The 17,355-nt window shown below is 55.4% G+C and carries 17 protein-coding genes; 6 read left to right on the top strand and 11 right to left on the bottom strand.

The window, feature by feature from the left end:
- Nucleotides 1-206: 206 nt before the first annotated feature.
- Nucleotides 207-1,457, bottom strand: coding sequence for a Ycf66 family protein (locus tag RHI63_RS03385; protein WP_310743386.1), 1,251 nt, complete (start codon nucleotides 1,455-1,457; stop codon nucleotides 207-209).
- A 347-nt stretch (nucleotides 1,458-1,804) separates the two neighbouring features.
- Between RHI63_RS03385 and murC the strand changes: the two genes are divergently transcribed.
- From murC to RHI63_RS03370, 3 genes are read left to right on the top strand one after another with little or no spacing between them, the layout of a single operon-like run.
- Complete coding sequence (gene murC, locus RHI63_RS03380; RefSeq protein ID WP_315863481.1) at nucleotides 1,805-3,229, top strand: UDP-N-acetylmuramate--L-alanine ligase; 1,425 nt, start codon at nucleotides 1,805-1,807, stop codon at nucleotides 3,227-3,229.
- Nucleotides 3,226-4,131, top strand: coding sequence for a UDP-N-acetylmuramate dehydrogenase (gene murB, locus RHI63_RS03375; RefSeq protein WP_310821836.1), 906 nt, complete (start codon nucleotides 3,226-3,228; stop codon nucleotides 4,129-4,131). The genes murC and murB overlap by 4 nt, the downstream gene beginning before the upstream one ends.
- Nucleotides 4,132-4,136: 5 nt before the next feature.
- Complete coding sequence (locus tag RHI63_RS03370; protein WP_310821835.1) at nucleotides 4,137-5,213, top strand: glycosyltransferase; 1,077 nt, start codon at nucleotides 4,137-4,139, stop codon at nucleotides 5,211-5,213.
- Nucleotide 5,214: 1 nt separating this feature from the next.
- Here the strand turns inward: RHI63_RS03370 and RHI63_RS03365 are convergent, their stop codons facing one another.
- Genes RHI63_RS03365 through RHI63_RS03340 form a run of 6 tightly spaced genes read right to left on the bottom strand, consistent with a single transcriptional unit; the run spans nucleotide 5,215 to nucleotide 11,001 of the window.
- Nucleotides 5,215-6,930, bottom strand: a complete 1,716-nt coding sequence (locus RHI63_RS03365; RefSeq protein WP_310821834.1) for an NAD+ synthase — start codon at nucleotides 6,928-6,930, stop codon at nucleotides 5,215-5,217.
- Nucleotides 6,931-6,948: 18 nt separating this feature from the next.
- Nucleotides 6,949-7,659, bottom strand: a complete 711-nt coding sequence (locus tag RHI63_RS03360; protein WP_310821833.1) for an NrtR DNA-binding winged helix domain-containing protein — start codon at nucleotides 7,657-7,659, stop codon at nucleotides 6,949-6,951.
- Nucleotides 7,656-8,216, bottom strand: coding sequence for a nicotinate-nucleotide adenylyltransferase (locus tag RHI63_RS03355; RefSeq protein WP_206201070.1), 561 nt, complete (start codon nucleotides 8,214-8,216; stop codon nucleotides 7,656-7,658). Before RHI63_RS03355 ends, RHI63_RS03360 begins: the two co-directional genes overlap by 4 nt.
- Nucleotides 8,213-9,526: a nicotinate phosphoribosyltransferase gene (locus tag RHI63_RS03350; protein WP_206201069.1), complete on the bottom strand. Its 1,314-nt coding sequence runs from the start codon at nucleotides 9,524-9,526 to the stop codon at nucleotides 8,213-8,215. The genes RHI63_RS03355 and RHI63_RS03350 overlap by 4 nt, the downstream gene beginning before the upstream one ends.
- A gap of 23 nt (nucleotides 9,527-9,549) precedes the next feature.
- Nucleotides 9,550-10,539, bottom strand: coding sequence for an o-succinylbenzoate synthase (locus RHI63_RS03345; RefSeq protein ID WP_310821830.1), 990 nt, complete (start codon nucleotides 10,537-10,539; stop codon nucleotides 9,550-9,552).
- Between the two features lie 12 nt (nucleotides 10,540-10,551).
- Nucleotides 10,552-11,001, bottom strand: a complete 450-nt coding sequence (locus RHI63_RS03340; protein ID WP_206201067.1) for a hypothetical protein — start codon at nucleotides 10,999-11,001, stop codon at nucleotides 10,552-10,554.
- Between the two features lie 158 nt (nucleotides 11,002-11,159).
- Between RHI63_RS03340 and recJ the strand changes: the two genes are divergently transcribed.
- On the top strand, nucleotides 11,160-13,412 hold the full coding sequence (gene recJ / locus RHI63_RS03335) for a single-stranded-DNA-specific exonuclease RecJ (RefSeq protein ID WP_310438056.1): 2,253 nt from the start codon (nucleotides 11,160-11,162) through the stop codon (nucleotides 13,410-13,412).
- A gap of 290 nt (nucleotides 13,413-13,702) precedes the next feature.
- Here recJ and RHI63_RS03330 read toward each other — a convergent pair whose 3' ends face one another.
- Together RHI63_RS03330 and RHI63_RS03325 are read right to left on the bottom strand one after the other, a co-directional pair.
- A complete protein-coding gene (locus tag RHI63_RS03330) occupies nucleotides 13,703-14,455 on the bottom strand; it encodes a YebC/PmpR family DNA-binding transcriptional regulator (RefSeq protein ID WP_302678839.1) in 753 nt (250 codons plus the stop codon).
- An 85-nt stretch (nucleotides 14,456-14,540) separates the two neighbouring features.
- Nucleotides 14,541-14,681 (bottom strand): photosystem II reaction center protein K, encoded by a 141-nt coding sequence (locus RHI63_RS03325; protein ID WP_011056031.1) that lies wholly within the window; start codon nucleotides 14,679-14,681, stop codon nucleotides 14,541-14,543.
- Between the two features lie 79 nt (nucleotides 14,682-14,760).
- Between RHI63_RS03325 and tadA the strand changes: the two genes are divergently transcribed.
- Entirely contained in the window at nucleotides 14,761-15,255 is a 495-nt protein-coding gene (gene tadA / locus RHI63_RS03320) for a tRNA adenosine(34) deaminase TadA (RefSeq protein ID WP_302678838.1), read from the top strand.
- Here tadA and folK read toward each other — a convergent pair.
- Nucleotides 15,176-15,757, bottom strand: a complete 582-nt coding sequence (gene folK, locus RHI63_RS03315) for a 2-amino-4-hydroxy-6-hydroxymethyldihydropteridine diphosphokinase (protein WP_310801458.1) — start codon at nucleotides 15,755-15,757, stop codon at nucleotides 15,176-15,178. The two genes, tadA and folK, sit on opposite strands and share 80 nt — an antisense overlap.
- Before the next feature lie 69 nt (nucleotides 15,758-15,826).
- On the opposite strand from folK, the gene btpA reads away from it, so the two are divergent.
- Nucleotides 15,827-16,717 carry a photosystem I biogenesis protein BtpA gene (gene btpA, locus RHI63_RS03310; RefSeq protein WP_310743382.1) on the top strand — a complete coding sequence of 297 codons (891 nt, stop codon included), beginning with the start codon at nucleotides 15,827-15,829 and terminating at the stop codon, nucleotides 16,715-16,717.
- A gap of 2 nt (nucleotides 16,718-16,719) precedes the next feature.
- On the opposite strand, the gene hisG is transcribed toward btpA, so the two are convergent.
- On the bottom strand, nucleotides 16,720-17,355 hold the full coding sequence (hisG, locus tag RHI63_RS03305; protein WP_206201062.1) for an ATP phosphoribosyltransferase: 636 nt from the start codon (nucleotides 17,353-17,355) through the stop codon (nucleotides 16,720-16,722).

Genomic DNA, 17,355 nt, shown 5'->3' with positions numbered 1-17,355 from the left:
AGGCCTGTGGAAAACTTTGCCCCAATCTGTGGAAAACCTTGGGAAAATTGGGGAATTTTTGGGGAAAGTTAGGGGAAAATTAAGGTTCTATTAAGATTCGCTTCAGAGAAAATAAAAGCAGCAAAAGTCAGGGATTCATGACTTTATTAACTTTTGCGGGATTCGCGGAGCGATAAGTCCTGCCCTGTACCCGATGGCCTGAGAGGTCATAGACGGGCTTCAGGGGGCGGCCAGTCATCATCTTCAGGGGGAGTATGTTCTGGATTTTCGATGGTTGTCCCCTCTGACGTTGCCTCATCGTCAATATCACTACTTTCGGGAATATCCCCTAGGAGATCGGCAGCAGCGGTGCGCGATTCTGGCACTGGAGGCGGCGTTTCTGTCGGTTCAGCATCGGGAGCAGATTCAGAGACTAGAGGCGGTTCAACCACTCCTTCAGAGGTCGCCGTCGGTTCTGGAGTCTCAACCACTGTTTCAGGAACTGCCTGTTCTGCCACTGGCTCAGGAGTGGCCGTGGGTTCTGGGGCATCAACGACTGTCTCAGGAGGCGTCACTGCTGCCGTTTCAGGAGGGGCTGGTTCTGCCACTGCCTCAGGAGTCACCGTGGATTCTGGAGTCTCAATTGCCGTTTCAGGAGATGCGTGCTCTTCTGGTGCTTCGGCCGTCACTGTGGGTTCTGGAGCGTCAACTGTTGTCTCGGGAGGGGCTGGTTCTTCTGAAGCAGTAACCGTTGCTGGTTCTGACTCCTCTGGGGTACTGGCAGTGGGCGGCTGCAGCGTTTCAACACTAGGCGTTTCTGGGGGAGTCATTTCGGCAACCCCTTCGGACGGCAGATCAGCCGGTGCGTCTGTGGGAGTGTCTGCGGTGGGGCTGGCTGTTGTTTCTGCGACTGGCGCTGGTTCAGCAGATTCTTCTGGGACGGTGGCTGCTTCCTCAGTGGCTGGGGTGGGTTGTTCGGCAACGGTACTGGGGGTGCTGGTTTCCCCTGTCCACAGATCTTCTTTAATGTCGCCAGTATCCATCGGCGGTGGTGGGGTATCCACAGGAAGCTGGGGGCGATCCGGCTGTTTCTGGAGGCGATCGCGCAAGCTACTGATGAAGCCTTGCAGTTGCTCACCGATTTTTGCAAAGGTACCTTCGGGCAGCAGAGACTGGACTTTTTGCCAGAGGGCTTGAGCTTTTTGGGTGTCGGTGCGATCGCCCGGGTAGGTGAGTTGCCAGCGATAGCTGAGGGTCTGCCAACCCAACCAGAGAATTAAGGCCACTGCGGCTGCTGTTCCTAGGAGCAATCCACCGCCAATGCGATCGCCATAGATCCACAGAGTCAGGGCAAAGAATAATCCCGCGCCACTGGCCACCAGATCAAACCTACGGTACAGTTCCGGCAGGAAGAACCCCAACAGATACAAGCCTAAACTGGCGATCGCCATACTCCAAGCCAGCAAGTTCGTCAGCATTCCCAGTCCTCAGAAAGATAACGGCACACCGACAAGGCGGTATCAACCTTCTACCTTACACCGCACTGAATTTGTCTCTGCTAGAGTTTATTCTTTGTCGAACTGCTGATCCCCAAGGAAGAGGGTGCCACGGGCTGAATAAACTGTTTGCAAAAAATTTTTGGCTCAGGGTGACATATTTGCCTTGGATCTGCCAGTATTAGCCCATGAGGATTGAGGGTGACCTGCTATGATGAGCCTAAGAATTTATGCCTATTGATACTAATCTATTGATATTAATTAATTATTGATTCAACGTATTTCTTTTTGGTGGAGCAAAGGAGTTGTTTGTGGCAAATCAGCCAGTGATGGAGTTTAGTGAGCGTCCATTCCACTTCATTGGCATTGGTGGTATTGGTATGTCAGCCCTTGCCTACATTCTCGCCAAGCAGGGCTTTAGGGTGTCTGGATCCGATTTGCGTCCCAACCGCTTGACTGAGCAACTGGCTGAGTTAGGCGTGCAGATCTTTATTGGTCAGAGTGCGGCCAACCTTGAAACGTATCCCTTTGCCCCGCTGCCTCAAGTCATCTGCTCCACCGCCATTCGTAGCGATAACCCTGAATATCAAGCGGCTCAACGGTTAGGCTGTCCCATTTTTCACCGTTCCGATGTGCTGGCGGCACTGATGCACCGTAGCCAAAGTATTGCCGTTGCCGGTACCCACGGTAAGACAACCACCAGCAGCATGATTGCCTATTTGCTGTTGCAGGCCGGGCTGGATCCAACGATTATTGTCGGGGGTGAAGTGGCGGCGTGGCAGGGCAACGCCCGCGTGGGTCAAAGTCCCTACCTTGTTGCTGAAGCGGATGAGTCCGATGGCTCCCTGCGCAAATTCCATCCCCATATTGGCGTCATTACGAATATCGAGCTTGACCACCCCGATCACTATAATTCCTTGGAAGAGGTGGTGGCCACGTTTCAGCAGTTTGCCAATCAGGCAGACATTGTGATTGGCTGTGCCGATTGTCCAAATATTCGCGATCGCCTGCATCATCCGCGCCTGTTGACCTATAGCCTGCAGCGACAAGCGGCGGTGGACTACTGTGTGGATCATATTCAATACACCTCTGAGGGCACCACGGCACGGGTTTGGGAGCGGGGCACCTCCCTTGGCATTCTACAACTGAGTGTCTTAGGTGCCCACAATCTCCAAAATGCTCTGGCAGTGATTGCTGTGGGACGTTATCTTGGCATTGACTTTGCCACCATTGCTGCTGCTTTATTGGAGTTTCGCGGTGCCCGCCGCCGCTTTGAAGAACGGGGACAGGTGAATGGGATTCGCTTTATTGATGACTATGCCCACCACCCCAGCGAAATTAGTGCAACCCTAGAGGCAGCCCGCCTGCAAGTGGGGACGCAAGCTCCTTGGCAACGGGTCGTGGCCGTGTTTCAACCCCATCGCTATAGCCGCACCCAAACCTTTCTCGAGGCCTTTGGCCAGTGCTTCACCGCAGCGGATCACGTGATCTTGACGGATATCTATAGTGCGGGTGAACCCAATCCCGGCACAATTAGTGGTGCCGATGTGGCTACCTGTGCCCGTCAGTATCATGCTGCAGTGGATTATTGCCCCACCTTTGAAGCGGTACAAACTCGCTTGGCGCATCTGCTGCAACCGGGGGATCTGGTGATCTTTCTTGGGGCTGGCAACCTCAATCAACTGATTCCGTCTGTAATGGCGGATCAAGAACAATTAAGTGTCTCTTCCCTCACTGAGGCGATCGCCCTATGACCTTGTCCTGCTTGCCCCAAACCCAGTGCCCTCTGCAACGCCACATCTCCCTTGCCGAGTTTACGACCCTGAATGTGGGTGGCTGTGCTGAATGGTTTGTGGAACCGCGTACGATTACTGAATTGCAGGCAGCCTACATTTGGGCGCAGGAACAGGAACTGCCAATTACGGTTTTGGGGGCAGGCTCTAATCTGCTGGTGAGCGATCGCGGTGTGGCGGGTCTCGTGATCGCCACCAAGCATCTGCGCTATCTCAAAAGTGATCTAGAAACTGGACAACTGACGGTGGGTGCGGGGTATCCCTTGCCCAAGTTGGCTCACTATGCCGCAAAACTGGGCTGGCGCGGTCTGGAGTGGATTGTTGGCATTCCCGGTACGGTGGGGGGGGCGGTGGTCATGAATGCCGGTGCCCATGGTGGCTGTACAGCGGAGCGACTTGTGTCAGCGGTGATTTTGGAACCCGATGGCACATTGGCGGTGGTGGCGGCACGGGAGTTGGGCTATGGCTACCGTACCTCTTGTCTTCAAAACAGCCAGCGATTGGTGCTGCAGGCCACATGGCAGCTGGAACCGGGACATGACCCAGCCCAGGTCAAAGCAGACACCCAAAAACACCTGAGCGATCGCCTGCGGACGCAGCCCTACGATTTCCCCAACTGTGGCAGTGTCTTCCGCAATCCCCAAGAGCGAACAGCGGGTTGGTTAATTGAGCAAACGGGCTTGAAGGGCTACCAGATTGGCCGCGCCCAAGTTTCCCAAAAACATGCCAACTTTATTCTCAACTGTGGCGGCGCAACAGCCATGGATGTCTATCGCTTGATTCGCCATGTACAAGCTGCTGTTGCGGATCGCTGGTCCGTGTGGTTGCAGCCGGAAGTGAAGCTGATTGGTGACTTTGCCTAGTTGCTATGGCCATTACCCTCTGTATGATTGTACGGGATGAGGCGGCACGCTTACCCCAATGCCTTGCCAGTGTGGTTGGTGTGGTGGATGAGGCGGTGATTGTGGATACGGGGTCACAGGATGAAACGGTGGCGATCGCCCGCCAGTGGGGAGCACGGGTCTATGAAGTTCCTTGGCAAGAGGATTTTGCTGCCGCTCGCAACATTGCCCTGCAATATGTCACTACCGAGTGGGTACTGGTTCTCGATGCGGATGAAACGCTGACACCGTCATTTGCCGCAGTGCTGCCTGAGATCTGCCGACAACCGAATTGGCTGGTGGTGATATTGCTGCGGCAGGAATTGGGCGTTGTGCCCCCCTATACTTATGTGTCGCGCCTCTTTCGTCACCATCCCGATCTCTTTTTTCAGCGTCCGTACCACGAAACGATTGATGACAGCGTTCTCGCCCTGCAACAGCGGGAACCCCATTGGCAAATTGGTCAAGTTAACCGTGTGGCCCTTGTGCACAGTGGCTACCTTGGTTCCCAGCGACAACAAAAGCAGGAACGGGCGGAGCGGATCATGCGCCGCCACCTTGAGCAGCACCCTGAGGATGCCTACCTGTGGAGTAAATTGGCAGGGGTGTATCTGGCTAAAGGAGCTTGGCAGCAGGCTCAGCACTGTCTGGAGCAGGGGCTAAAGGTCAAAAGCGTCCCCCCCGCCGTTGCCTACGAACTCCACTATCAACAGGGCAATCTCTACGCCGAACGCGGTGAGTGGCCGGCAGCAATCCAAGCCTATGAAACCGCCCTCAGAACCCCCACCCCTGAGGTGATGCATCTGGCAACCTATCTGCGGCTGGCGGAGGCCCAAAAGCAATTGAAACGCTGGGGCGATGCCCTTGCCACCTACGATCGCCTGCAAGCCGTGGATCCCACCTGTGCCTTAGCCTATCAAAATCAGGGAGCCCTGCTGCTGCGTTTAGGACAACTCAGACCGGCCCTTGACAAACTGCGGCAAGCCATTCATTTACTGCAGGGTCAAAATCCCCAAGAAGCGCAACGCCTCAGCCAAGAACTGCAAGCCATGGGACTGCTGTAGCTTACCACTGGGCGGCAATCGGCATCCGCCAACCTGAACCAAAGGCGCGATCGGTCACTTTCAACCCCGGTGCCGCCTGCTGACGTTTGAATTCTGCCCGTTGAACCATGCGGCGCACCCGCTGCACTAAGTCTAGATCATATCCGGCAGCGGCAATTTCCTGATCTGACTGGTGGCGATCGATCATTCGTACCAAAATGCCATCGAGAATGTCGTAGGGCGGTAGGCTATCCTGATCCGTTTGGCCGGGTTTGAGTTCGGCACTGGGGGCTTTGGTGAGAATGTGGGGGGGAATGACAACGGCACCAGCGATCGCCAGCTCGGGAATCGGATGCCCTTGGGCGGCCTGCTGATTCAGCCAATGGCAGAGTTCATAGACACGGGTTTTGGGCACATCGGCAATGGCTGCAAGGCCACCATTCATATCGCCGTAGAGGGTGCAGTAGCCCACCGCTAGTTCAGATTTATTACCCGTGGAAATAAGCAAGTGGCCAAACTTGTTGGCGATCGCCATCAGCAGCGTACCGCGAATACGGGCTTGGATATTTTCCTCGGCAACTCCACTGGGGGTACCAGCAAATAGAGGCGCCAGCACCTCACTGTAGGTCTGCATCAGGGGCGCAATCGGTAAGATCTGCGTGGCAATGCCCAGATTTGCGGCCAAGTCCTTCGCATCGGTTATCGAGTGATCGGAACTGTAGGGAGAGGGCATCAACACCCCCAGCACCTGTTGGTTGCCCAAGGCTGCCGTCGCGATCGCCGCCACCAAGGCGGAATCAATCCCGCCACTGAGGCCAATGACCACTTGTTGAAAGCCACATTTGCGGACATAGTCGCGCACCCCTAAAACCAAGGCTTGCCAAATTTCCTCAGGTTCGCCCGTGGCTGCAGGGGCGATCGCCGTTGGTTCGAGGTCTCCCTTTTCCCAGCGCACGGCTAGGTAGTCCTCACGAAACCCCTTGGCTTGGCTAACGATCTCACCCTGACGATTCACCGCTAAGCTGCTGCCATCAAAAATCAAATCATCATTGCCTCCCACCTGATTGGCATAGATTAAGGGACAGCCATATTGGCGAGCCGTATGTTCAATCAACGCCTGCCGTAACTTCGGTTTCCCCACACAGTAGGGCGATGCCGAAAGATTCACAATCAGATCTGCTCCCTGGGCCACCAATTCAGCAACGGGATTGCGCTGGTAGTGCCGCTCTCCCCAAAACTGCTCATTGTTCCAGAGGTCTTCACAAATGGTGACGCCAATTTTGAGTTGATCGCTGGCCGTCGTTAATGTAAAGAGATTCTCCGTACCGCCGGGGGCAAAATAGCGACATTCATCAAAGACATCATAGGTGGGCAATAACTGCTTCGCAAAGGCCTGCTGCACCTGTCCCCCCTTCAGCAGGGCTGCGCCATTGTAGAGGGGCTTTTCTCCCTTGACGCCAGCGGCGGGATTGGCTAGCACTGTGCCCACTAAAACCGCCACATCAGCCGGTAAGGCAGCGGCAAGGCGGTGCAGTTCTGCTTGAATCGCTTCAACAAAGTAGCGGTTGAGGAGCAGATCCTTGGGGGGGTAGCCACAAAGGGCGAGTTCAGAGGTGATCAGCAAATCCAGAGGGTGCTGGCTACGGATCTCTTGGACTGCGGTGAGAATTGCTTGGGCATTGGCTTTGAGACTGCCGACGGTGGGGTTGAGTTGCGCAATCCACAGATGCACGGCCATAGGAACTCCTCAAAAAGTTTAGACAAAAACTAGGGGCTTATCCTTAAGCGGCGCAAAGGCCTCGCGATCGAAACGGTAGAGGGTTGCCGGTCGGCCCGCGCCGCGGATCACTTTTTGGTGCGTATCCTGCAAAATGCCGAGTTTCAAAAGCCGTGAGCGGAAATTGGAGTAGTCGGAGAAGTTGGCTCCCAAAACGGTGCTGTAAAACTGATAGAGATCATTGAGGGTGAAGTACTCTGGCAGCACATCAAAGGCAACGGGGCTGTACTCCAGCTTATTGCAGAGGCGGCGGTGACCATAGGCCAAGATTTTGCTATGGTCAAAGGCCAGTTCTGGACAGGTACTTAGGGCAAACCACTGCACTGGAGATTCGCCCACCGCAATCAGTTCCGCATCAGCAAAGCGCACCAAGGCAAAGTAACTCACAGAAAGATAGCGCTTGCCATAGGTGCCCTCGCGGGGATCTCGCGCCGGTTCGCCAAAGGTGTACAGTTGCTCCAGATAGAGGTTACGGACGCGAATTTTTTCCGCTAGGGTGCGATAGGCAGCGGCTTCAAGGGATTCCCCCTGCCGCACGAGGGTACCGGGGAGGCTCCAATACCCGGCAAAGGGCACCTGTTGTCGCTGAACCAGTAGCACAAGAAGGCGATTTTGATCCGTATCTACGGAGAAAATAACGTTGTCCACGCCAACAACAAATTCCGCAAGGGGTAAAGGGGAGGCGCTCATGGCTGGGAGTAGAGTCCTTGCTGCTGAATGTACTGGGCGATCGCCGGCAGGAGTTGTTGTTCATCGCGCTGTTGCCGATAGGTCGTCGAGGAGACCGCCGGCCCCCGATAGTCAGCCAGTTCCACTTGGGGACATAGTGGCTGCACGGCTTGCCAGTCCTTGGGGTCAATGACAACACCGGGACGCTGTAAGACCAAGAGTTGCACCTGTGCAAGCAGTTTCTCCGCTTGATACCACTGCGGCAGTTTAGGCAGAACATCACTGCCCACCACTAGGGTAAGGGGTTCATTTGGCCACTGCTGTTTTACCTGCTCCACGGAATGGATGGTGTAGGGGTGGCTGAGTTCGGGGTGATGCTCGACATTAGCACGGTTGAGGCTGCGCACCAAGAGATTGAGCATGGCTTGGCGATAGGGCAGGGGGGTTTGCTGCCCTTTGAAGGGATTATCGGCTGCCCACACTAGGACGCGGTCATAGCGATCGCTCAACCACTGGAGAATATCCCCGTGGGCGGCGGTGGGTGGATCAGCACTGGTACCAAAAAGGGCGATCGTCATGGATGCTGTCGCAACTGTTGAATCAGGGCTTCCAAGGCAGGGGAATAGACCACGGGCTGGGTGACATCGAGGAGCGTCTCTGGCAATTCTGCCAAACTGGCACGGTGGCGATCGCGAATTGTCGCCAAGGACTCCGGGGGAGAGAGGGGGCGCCCTGCCTTCATGACGGGTTCGAGGAGCGGTCTGCCCCAAACATTTTCCTCGCTGGCAAGGGCAAGGCAATCCCCACTGGGACGGCGATAAATTTGCTTGCGTCCGGGTAGGGTCATTTTGCCACTGGAGACCTTCATCACCCCCTGACCATTGATCTCGACTAGCTTATAGACCCCGTTGACGGGATCTCCCGTTACCAGCTTCGTGCCAATGCCATAGGCATCAATACAGGCACCCGCTGCTCGCAGGCGGCGAATTTCCCCTTCATCGAGATCCCCACTGGCAATGATTTTCGCTTGGGGCAGCAGTTGACGAATTTTCTGGGAGAGGCTAAGGAGATCCCCTGAATCAATGCGAACAGCCTTGACAACAATTTCCCCGGCCGCTTGGCGATCGGCAAGGGTGGCAACGGCAGCGAGGGTGTCGTAGGTATCGACCAACAGTGCGCCTTCGGGATAGTAGCGCAGGAAAACCGTAAAGGCATCCTGTTCTGTACCAGCAAGGGTGGCGATCGCCATCACCAGAGAATGCGCCATCGTGCCTGTGGGGGAAACCCCCAACTGCTGTGCTGCTAAGACATTCGAGGTGGCTGTGAATCCGGCGGCGAGGGCTGAGCGTGCCGCCCATAGGGACGCTTGGGGACTAAAAGCACGCCGTGTGCCGAATTCCAGCAGATCTACCTCTTCTCCCACCAACTGTCGCAGCCGTGAAGCGCGGGTAGCCACAAGGGTTTGGTAGTTCACGATATTGAGCAGACAAGTTTCTAGCCACTGGGCTTGCCAGAGGGGGGCTTCAATCCGTAGCAGCGGTTCTTGGGCAAACACCACTGTCCCTTCCGGAACCGCCCAGACATCCCCACGAAACTCACTGTGGCTCAACAAGTCCCAAAATGCTGCAGGTGCCCGCTCAAAAACCGCTAGACTTTTCAAGTAATCAATTTGCTGGGGGGTGAATTGCACCTGTTGTAGGTATTCCAGTACCTGAGCCAACCCCATGGCCACCAAATAGGTGCATCCCCGGGGCAGTCGCCGCACACTGAGTTCAAAGCTGGCGGGCGTCCAAGCCAAATCCTCACCTGCGTAGGTGGCTACCATTGTCAGTTGGTAGAGATCCGTCAGCAAACTGTAATCACTGGCGGCCAAGGTGAAACCTGTCATGGCTTTGAGAGGTGAAGGGTGTTTTATTTATAGTAACTTTTACCATAATTGTCAAGGCGATGCCATTCTGCGTCGTAGTCAGCCAAAGAGGTGAGCAGGGGTGCCGATCGCCAGCGTTCGACGCCAAAGCCAAGAGCACGACAGGGTTGCCACGTTTCAAAGCACTGAAAAATTGCCGTGCGGGCGATCGCCCCTTCGAGGGCAGAGGAAAAGACCAGCCGTTGCGGTTCTAAACCTTGACGCAACAGGACACTCAAGCGTTCTGGAGAGCCAAACAGCGCTGGCTTAATCACAAAGCGTCCCGGCCAGCCGCGCTCTAACCAACGCTGCAATTCTGTTGCACTCACTACGCTCTCATCGAGGGCGATCGCGGTTGTCACCGTCTGAGACAGCCTCAATAGGGCTTGCCATTGGTCAGGGGGTAGCGGTTGCTCCACATACTCAATTTTGCCGTTCCCATGGCGATCGAGCCAAGCAAACCACCGCTCTGCAGTGGCCAAATCCCAACCCCCATTGGCATCAAGGCGTAATTTAGCCCCCTGAGGCAGGGCTGCCAGTAAGGTCGTGAGGATTCCTTGCTCCTCCTCTGGGGACAGGACACCGACTTTCCACTTGAAGGTGGTTTGCCCCTGCTGCCAAGGCTGCTGCCACTGCTCAAGGGCGGCTCGACCACTGCCTAAAAGGGCGCAGATTGGCCAAGGGTGAATCCTATAGGGCAATTGCCCGACACTTTGCCATGCGGTGGCAAAACCAAACTGGGCGGCGGGTAAGTCCTCAGGAATTGCGGCAATGATCTCTGGGCTGAGGTGACAAGGCAGTTGCTGACACAGGGCAATAGCGGCACTGAGGGTTTCGCTGCCCCAGCCGGGAAGGGGGGCAATTTCACCGTAGCCCACTTGACCTTGTTCATCTTCAAGGCGTAGATAAATTCCTGAGCGCGATCGCCAGACCCCCTGCGCCGTTGCCAAGGGTTCTCGAAGGAGTTCCTCATACACCCGCCATTGCCAGCGCATCCGTGCAGGCCGCTAAACCCGTTCAAGCGTTGCCTCGAGCAAATGTTTGAGCTTATGGCTGTTGTGAATCCCACTCAGCAGCGTGTAGTGATTAGCATCCAGTTGCCAGTAGTGCTCGAAGCCTGTACAGCGGTTGGCATCCCCCAGCAAAATAAACTGCTGCACGATCGCATGGGGCGTAATCCATCCCTCTCCCTCCAGCCGACCCAAGAGACTATGTTGGAGCACATAGGTAAACACCTGCTCATCCACTTCCAACTTCCCCCGCGACTGCAACACTAATTCTGGCTTAACTTGATCGGGAAAGGTGATCTTGGCGGCCATTGAAAACCAGTCATCTTGGCCGTAGGAGACGAGAATCCTCCCCGTCACCGGAATCGGCTCCTGATTTGCCTCTAACCACATTCCCTTGAGCAGCCACCGCCCCCCATCAACTAAAAACGTATGATTCACGTTTCTCATATCCCCAATGGCTGTCCTGATTGTAGCCTTCCCCAATTTTCAGTGCTAGAGATCAGCAGCAATTTTTGGAAGTCTCTCTGGCCGCAGGGGGCGATCGCTATGATTAAAGGAATAGTCAAAGAATATCTTTGCTGCCCTTCCCTAGAAACTGAACTTCCATGCAGCGTCCTTGGCAATCCTGTTCTGCTCACCCTGCCCCCTTAGAGTTTATCGAGCAAGTCAAGAGCCTCCACCCCGATGCGGGGGCAATCACTGCCCAGTTGCTTTGGCAGCGGGGCTATCGCGATCTTCATCGGCAAGTGCCCGCTTTTTTAAATTGGCGACACTACCAACCTGCCTCTCCCTTTGAGTTTCCAGAAATGCAAGCTGCCCTAGCCCGTTTGCAGAAAGCCCTAAACAATCAAGAAAACATTGCCATTTGGGGAGACTTTGACACCGATGGGGTCACGGCCACCGCCGTTCTCTGGGAAGGGCTAAAACCCCTTTTGGGGGCGCAATTGGTGGACTTTTATATTCCCAATCGCCAGCACGACTCCCATGGTCTCTCGCGCCATGGCCTTGAGGAGCTTCAAAAAAAGGGGGTCTCCCTGATCATTACCTGTGATACGGGCTGTACCAACGGTGCTGAAATTGCCCTTGCCCGTCAGTTGGGGATGGAGGTGATTGTTACCGATCACCACACCCTTGAACCCGCTTCCTTGGGGGCTGTGGCGCTGATCAATCCGCGGCAGTTGCCTTTGGAGCATCCGCTGCGCCATTTATCCGGGGTCGGCGTCGCCTACAAATTTTTGGAAGCCGTTTATGCAACGTGGCCAGAGAAAACCCAGGGGTATGCCCTCGAAAACCTCCTTGATTTGGTGGCCATTGGCCTGATTGCCGACTTGGTTGAATTGAGGGATGAGTGCCGCTACCTTGCCCAGCGCGGCTTGGAACAACTCGGCAAGCGTCAGACCCTCCGCCCGGGGATTGCTGTCCTTTTGCAGGGCGCGTCCAAAGACACGGCTCGGCAACGGCAGATTAGTTTTACCGTCGCACCCCGCCTCAATGCTGTCAGTCGTGTAAAGGGAGATGTGCGGCCTTTGATTACGCTGTTGACTACCCAAGATTGGCGCCAAGCGCGGCAGTTGGCACAGCACATTGAAAAAGTGAATGCAGAACGGCAGCGACGCCAAAAAGAGATTGCTCAGATGGCCCATGCCAAGGTGGCTCAGTTGGACCTCTCAGCATCACGGGTGATTCTCCTCACCGATGACAGTTGGCCCTTGAGTCTTTTGGGGCTGGTGGCAAATGAGATCGTGAAAACCTATGGCCGCCCGGCAATTTTGCTTCAGACCAATCCAGAAACGGGCATGGCCGCAGGTTCAGCGCGCTCCGATGGCTTTGTGGATCTCTATGAGGCACTCCACAGTCAACGGCACTTATTTGAGGGATTTGGCGGGCATCCCTATGCAGTGGGCTTTCGGCTGAAGGTGGCGCATATTCCCCTTTTGGAAGCCGCCCTCAACCAATTCTTGGCACAAAAAGAGGGCACGGCGATCGCGACACCAAAACCCTTGAGGATTGACTTGGAAGTGAGCTTGGATCAACTCAATGAGCGATTGCTCAAGGAACTAGAAGTGCTGGCTCCCTTTGATTCTACTCACCATCCTCTCCCCCGCTTGCTGGTGCGAAATGTGAAACTTACTGACCTCAAAGATAACCAGAACAGGGGGAATCAGAACATCAGAAAATACGTCTCAATGCTGCTCCGCGATCCCCAAGGGAAGTCCTCCTTTCCTGCCAAGTGGTGGGATCATCAAGTGGCGGATTGTCCCAAAGAACGCTGTGATCTGGTGATTGAGCTAGAGCAGTGGCAAAAGTCCCTATCAGCCATCATTAAAGAGCTGCGACCCAGTGCAACCAATGTCATCCAATCGGCCTCTTTTCAGTCCCTCATGGATTATCGCGATCGCCCCCACGAGGCAAGCGGCAAGGGTCTGCGCGTCGAAACTTGCCCGACATCACGGGAAAGCTGGCGCCAGTGGATTCAGCGAGCGAAAAGGGAACAGCAACCTTTAATTCTGGCCTACTCTCTCCCTCCAGAGCAGGACGCCCTAAAAGTCTGGCAGGCATTTTTGACGTTATGCCAACAGGCCAGTCAGCAGGGAACATCTTTACAACGCGAGGAGTTGCGGGAACACCTTGGCATTGAAATGGCCACCTTGAACTATGCCCTCAATGTGCTGGAGACACTGGGGGTTCAAGTTATGCAGAGCGGAGAAGAGTTTTGGTGTGAGTGGCCACCTGAAGTGAAATCTTCCCGCCATACGGCAGTGGCCTTAGAGACCTTCACAGCAGCGATCGCCGAGGAAAATTTCCGTCGTCGCTATTTCGCCGCCGCCCCCCTCCCAGCGCTTCAGGAAACACACTAAAAACTGGCTACAACTTTTTTCAGCAGGGAACCTGAGGAACACACACGAGCCGACAGGGGAAACACACAAAGGCGGGAACACACAGGCAATCAACGTTGATTGAGAGAAGAAGAGCGATCGCTCTAAGGAGAGCCTCAGTCTGGTTACACACAACGTGCCTCGGTGCAATGCCTGCAACCGTACTTTTATGCTCCCACGGCTGCCTTTGGCTGCCCACCGTGTTTCCACTCAATTTTTTGCGTCTCAGCAGCGCAGAAATCTTTGCCAAAATCCCGTAAAACCACGGATGCCTAGACGTACATCGCCTCCATGAGGGCATCGCTCATCGTGGCGTTGGTGGCCACACTTTGAATATCATCGAGATTTTCGAGGGCATCCATCAACTTGAGGACGCGCCGCGCGGTATCTTCATCGGTGATTTCTACCGTATTCATTGAGACCCAGCGGCTTTCGGTGTCGAGGACAGTGTAGCCGTGTTCTTTCAGGGTTTCGCTGACGGTTTCTAGGGCAGGCACGGGACAGCGCACCTCAGCTACATCCCCTAGCATTTCATAGGTTTCCACATCAGCCGCTAGGAGTGCCTCAAGGAAGGCTTCCTCATCTGTAGGGGCGGTAACAGTAACAATGCCCCACTGCTCAAACATCCAGCCCACACAGCCGGTTTCGCCGAGGTTGCCCCCTTGCTTATTGAAGGCTGCCCGCAGATCCGCTGCCGTGCGATTGCGATTATCCGTGAGGGCCTCAATCAAAAACGCCACACCCCCCGGCCCATAGCCTTCGTAGCGAATTTCCTCTAGGGGGGCATCACTCTCAAGCGTACCCGTCCCTTTGGCGATCGCCCGCTCAATATTTTCACTGGGAATCCCCGCGGCTTTTGCCTTCTCAATCGCACTGCGCAGTTGAAAGTTGCCCGCTGGATCCCCTCCCCCATGCCGCGCCGCGATAATAATCGCTCGCGATAGCCGCGCAAAGGTCTTGCCCTTTTGGGCATCCACCCGCGCCTTTTGCCGTTTAATGTTTGCCCACTTACTGTGACCTGCCATAGGGGAAACACATGCCAAAAGTCAAGAAGAACCCCGCTGAAATCAACGGGGCAAGTCAACAGGGTTATTTTGATCGAAGCTATCTTTAACGGAAACCGACAGCGGCTTGCCAAACAAAGGCCAAGGCCAAAAAGAGCACAGGAATTACCGGCAGCACATCCACGAGGGGATCAAAAATGGCGTAGGCTTCCGGGAGTTTAGCAACCAAAACTAAAGCATCAATCATGGTGTTTTCCTAAAAGAATTCAGCGATCGCAAGAGAACTGAAAAAATAGTACCATAGCCACTGCGGCAACGGGATCGCCATGCCAGACATTCTCCCTTTATCCGAAACAGACCTGCATGACTTTTGGATGCAACAGGCGATCGCCCTCGCAGCACAGGCAGGAGCTGCCGATGAAGTGCCCGTAGGCGCGGTGATTGTCAGTGCCGAGAATGAACTCATTGCCACGGGGGAAAATCGCCGCCAGCGAGATCATGACCCCACTGCCCATGCGGAAATCATTGCCCTCCGCCGCGCGGGTCAACGTCTAGGTACGTGGTATTTAACGGGCTGCCGCCTCTATGTGACCCTAGAACCCTGCCCGATGTGTGCCGCTGCCATTGTTCAAGCCCGCATTCACACCCTCATCTACGGGACGACCGATCCAAAAGCTGGGGCCATTGATTCAGTGCTGCAACTTCCGCAAAGCCCAGCGGTGTTCCACCGGATTCAGGTGATTAGCGGGGTTCAGGCGGCGGCCTGTCGGCAGCAGTTGCAAACGTGGTTTCGCCAGCACCGTCAGAGAGAACGGCAATAATGCCCGCATCCCCCACTCGCTCCCGTAGGGTTTGGATGGTGTCACCCAGTAGGGGGTGTCGCCAGTGGGGGGCGATCGCTGCAAGGGGCACAAGGACAAAGGGTCGCTCGGCCAAGCGGGGATGGGGCAGGGTGAGTTCGGCAGTGGTCATGACACGATCGCCATAGAGCAGCAGATCCAGATCAAGCGTGCGGGATCCCCAATGCTCTTGCCGTTGGCGACCAAACTGCGTCTCAATCCTTTGCAGCGTTTGCAGAAGTGCCCAAGGGGAAAGTTGCGTTCGGGCAATCAGACAGCCATTCCAGTAGTCCGGTTGCGGGGGGCCTACGGGGGTCGTGCGATACCACGGCGAGCAGGCTAAGACATGAATCCCCGGCGTTTGGGCAAGGATTTGGACGGCTGAGCGCAGTTGCAGCAATGGCTCACCAAGGTTGCTTCCGAGGGCGATCGCCACGAGGGGGGGGTCAGACGGGGATATACTTAAGTCAGTGCATTCTGCCATTGTGCCTGTGTAGAGTGCCTGCCACTCCTCCTGTTATACCTGCACTGTTCACCTATCGCCGAAATCGTTGTGGATCTCCGGACTCTCTTTCACACTGCAACCCCCGTCATTGGTGTTGTCCACCTCCTTCCCTTACCCACCTCTGCCCGTTGGGGGGGGAGCCTGAAGGCCGTTATTGACCGCGCAGAACAGGAAGCCACAGCCCTCGCCTCAGGGGGAGCCAATGCCATTATTGTTGAGAATTTCTTTGATGCTCCCTTCACCAAAGATCGGGTGGATGCCGCCGTCGTCAGTGCCATGACCTTGGTGGTGCAGCGGTTAAAGAATCTGGTGGCCTTGCCCATTGGCCTGAATGTGCTGCGCAATGATGCCTTCAGTGGTCTGGCGATCGCTGCCTGTACCGGGGCACAATTTATCCGCGTTAATGTGCTCACTGGGGTAATGGCGACAGATCAAGGCATTATTGAAGGCCAAGCCCATCAACTCCTGCGCTACCGCCGCGAACTGGGGCAAGACATCAAAATTTTTGCCGATGTGATGGTAAAGCACGCCCAGCCGCTCCACAGTCCGAACCTCGCCACTGCGGTACGGGACACCTTTGAACGGGGACTCGCCGATGGGGTGATTCTCTCCGGTTGGGCAACGGGACATCCGCCTACTGAGGAAGATCTATCCGTGGCCGCCAGTGCCGCCAAGGGACAACCCCTCTTTATTGGCAGTGGTGCCTCTTGGGACAATGTGGAGCAATTAGTGCCCTACGTCAACGGTGTCATTGTTGCCAGTTCTCTGAAGCGCAATGGCCAGATTGAACAACCCATTGACCCCATTCGTGTCAGCCGTTTTGTCGAAGCATGGCAGCGAGCCCACCACAAGATTCAGGAACTCAATCGCGCCAATGGCAACTGCCGGGGGTCGATCAATGAACCCCTGCCAGCCATGGTTGTGCACGGCCAAAAATGAGATCAGGCGATCGCTCCTGTTAACTGCGGAACGTAGTGTCCAAGACCATTGAGGTTGAGGCGATAGCTGCGGGGATGGGCAATCAAGTAGGCTGTGCTGCTAAAAATTTGCTCTAACTCCACAAGGCCATTTTCCTTGAGGGTGCGCCCCGTCGAGACCAAATCTACAATCGCCTCTGCCATCCCCGTAATCGGCCCCAGTTCCACTGAACCATAGAGCGGCACTATATCCACGGGCAAATCCAACTGCTGGAAAAAGGCATCGGCACAGCGGACAAACTTTGAGGCGACGCGGCAATGGGGGGGCAAATCGCGGGCACTGCGGTAGGGGCTAGAGGCTTTGACGGCCACCGATAGCCGACACTGACCAAAACCGAGATCCGCTAGCTTGGCCACGTGGGGATTTTTTTCCCGCAGCACATCGTAGCCCACAATGCCCAACTGCGCTTGACCATACTGCACATAAACCGGGACATCTTGGGCACGTACCAAAAGGGCGCGGGCACGGCCATCCTGAGAAAGCACCTGAAGTTGGCGATTTCCCGGCTCGAGGAGCGCTTCAAAATTTAAGCCCACCCGTTGGAAGTAGGCAATACTATCTTTGAGTAGGGCACCTTTGGGTAGGGCGATCGTTAGCAT

It is taken from the genome of Thermosynechococcus sp. GLH187, assembly GCF_031583395.1.
GTDB lineage: Bacteria > Cyanobacteriota > Cyanobacteriia > Thermosynechococcales > Thermosynechococcaceae > Thermosynechococcus.
This window is presented reverse-complemented; position numbering and strand designations above follow the sequence as displayed.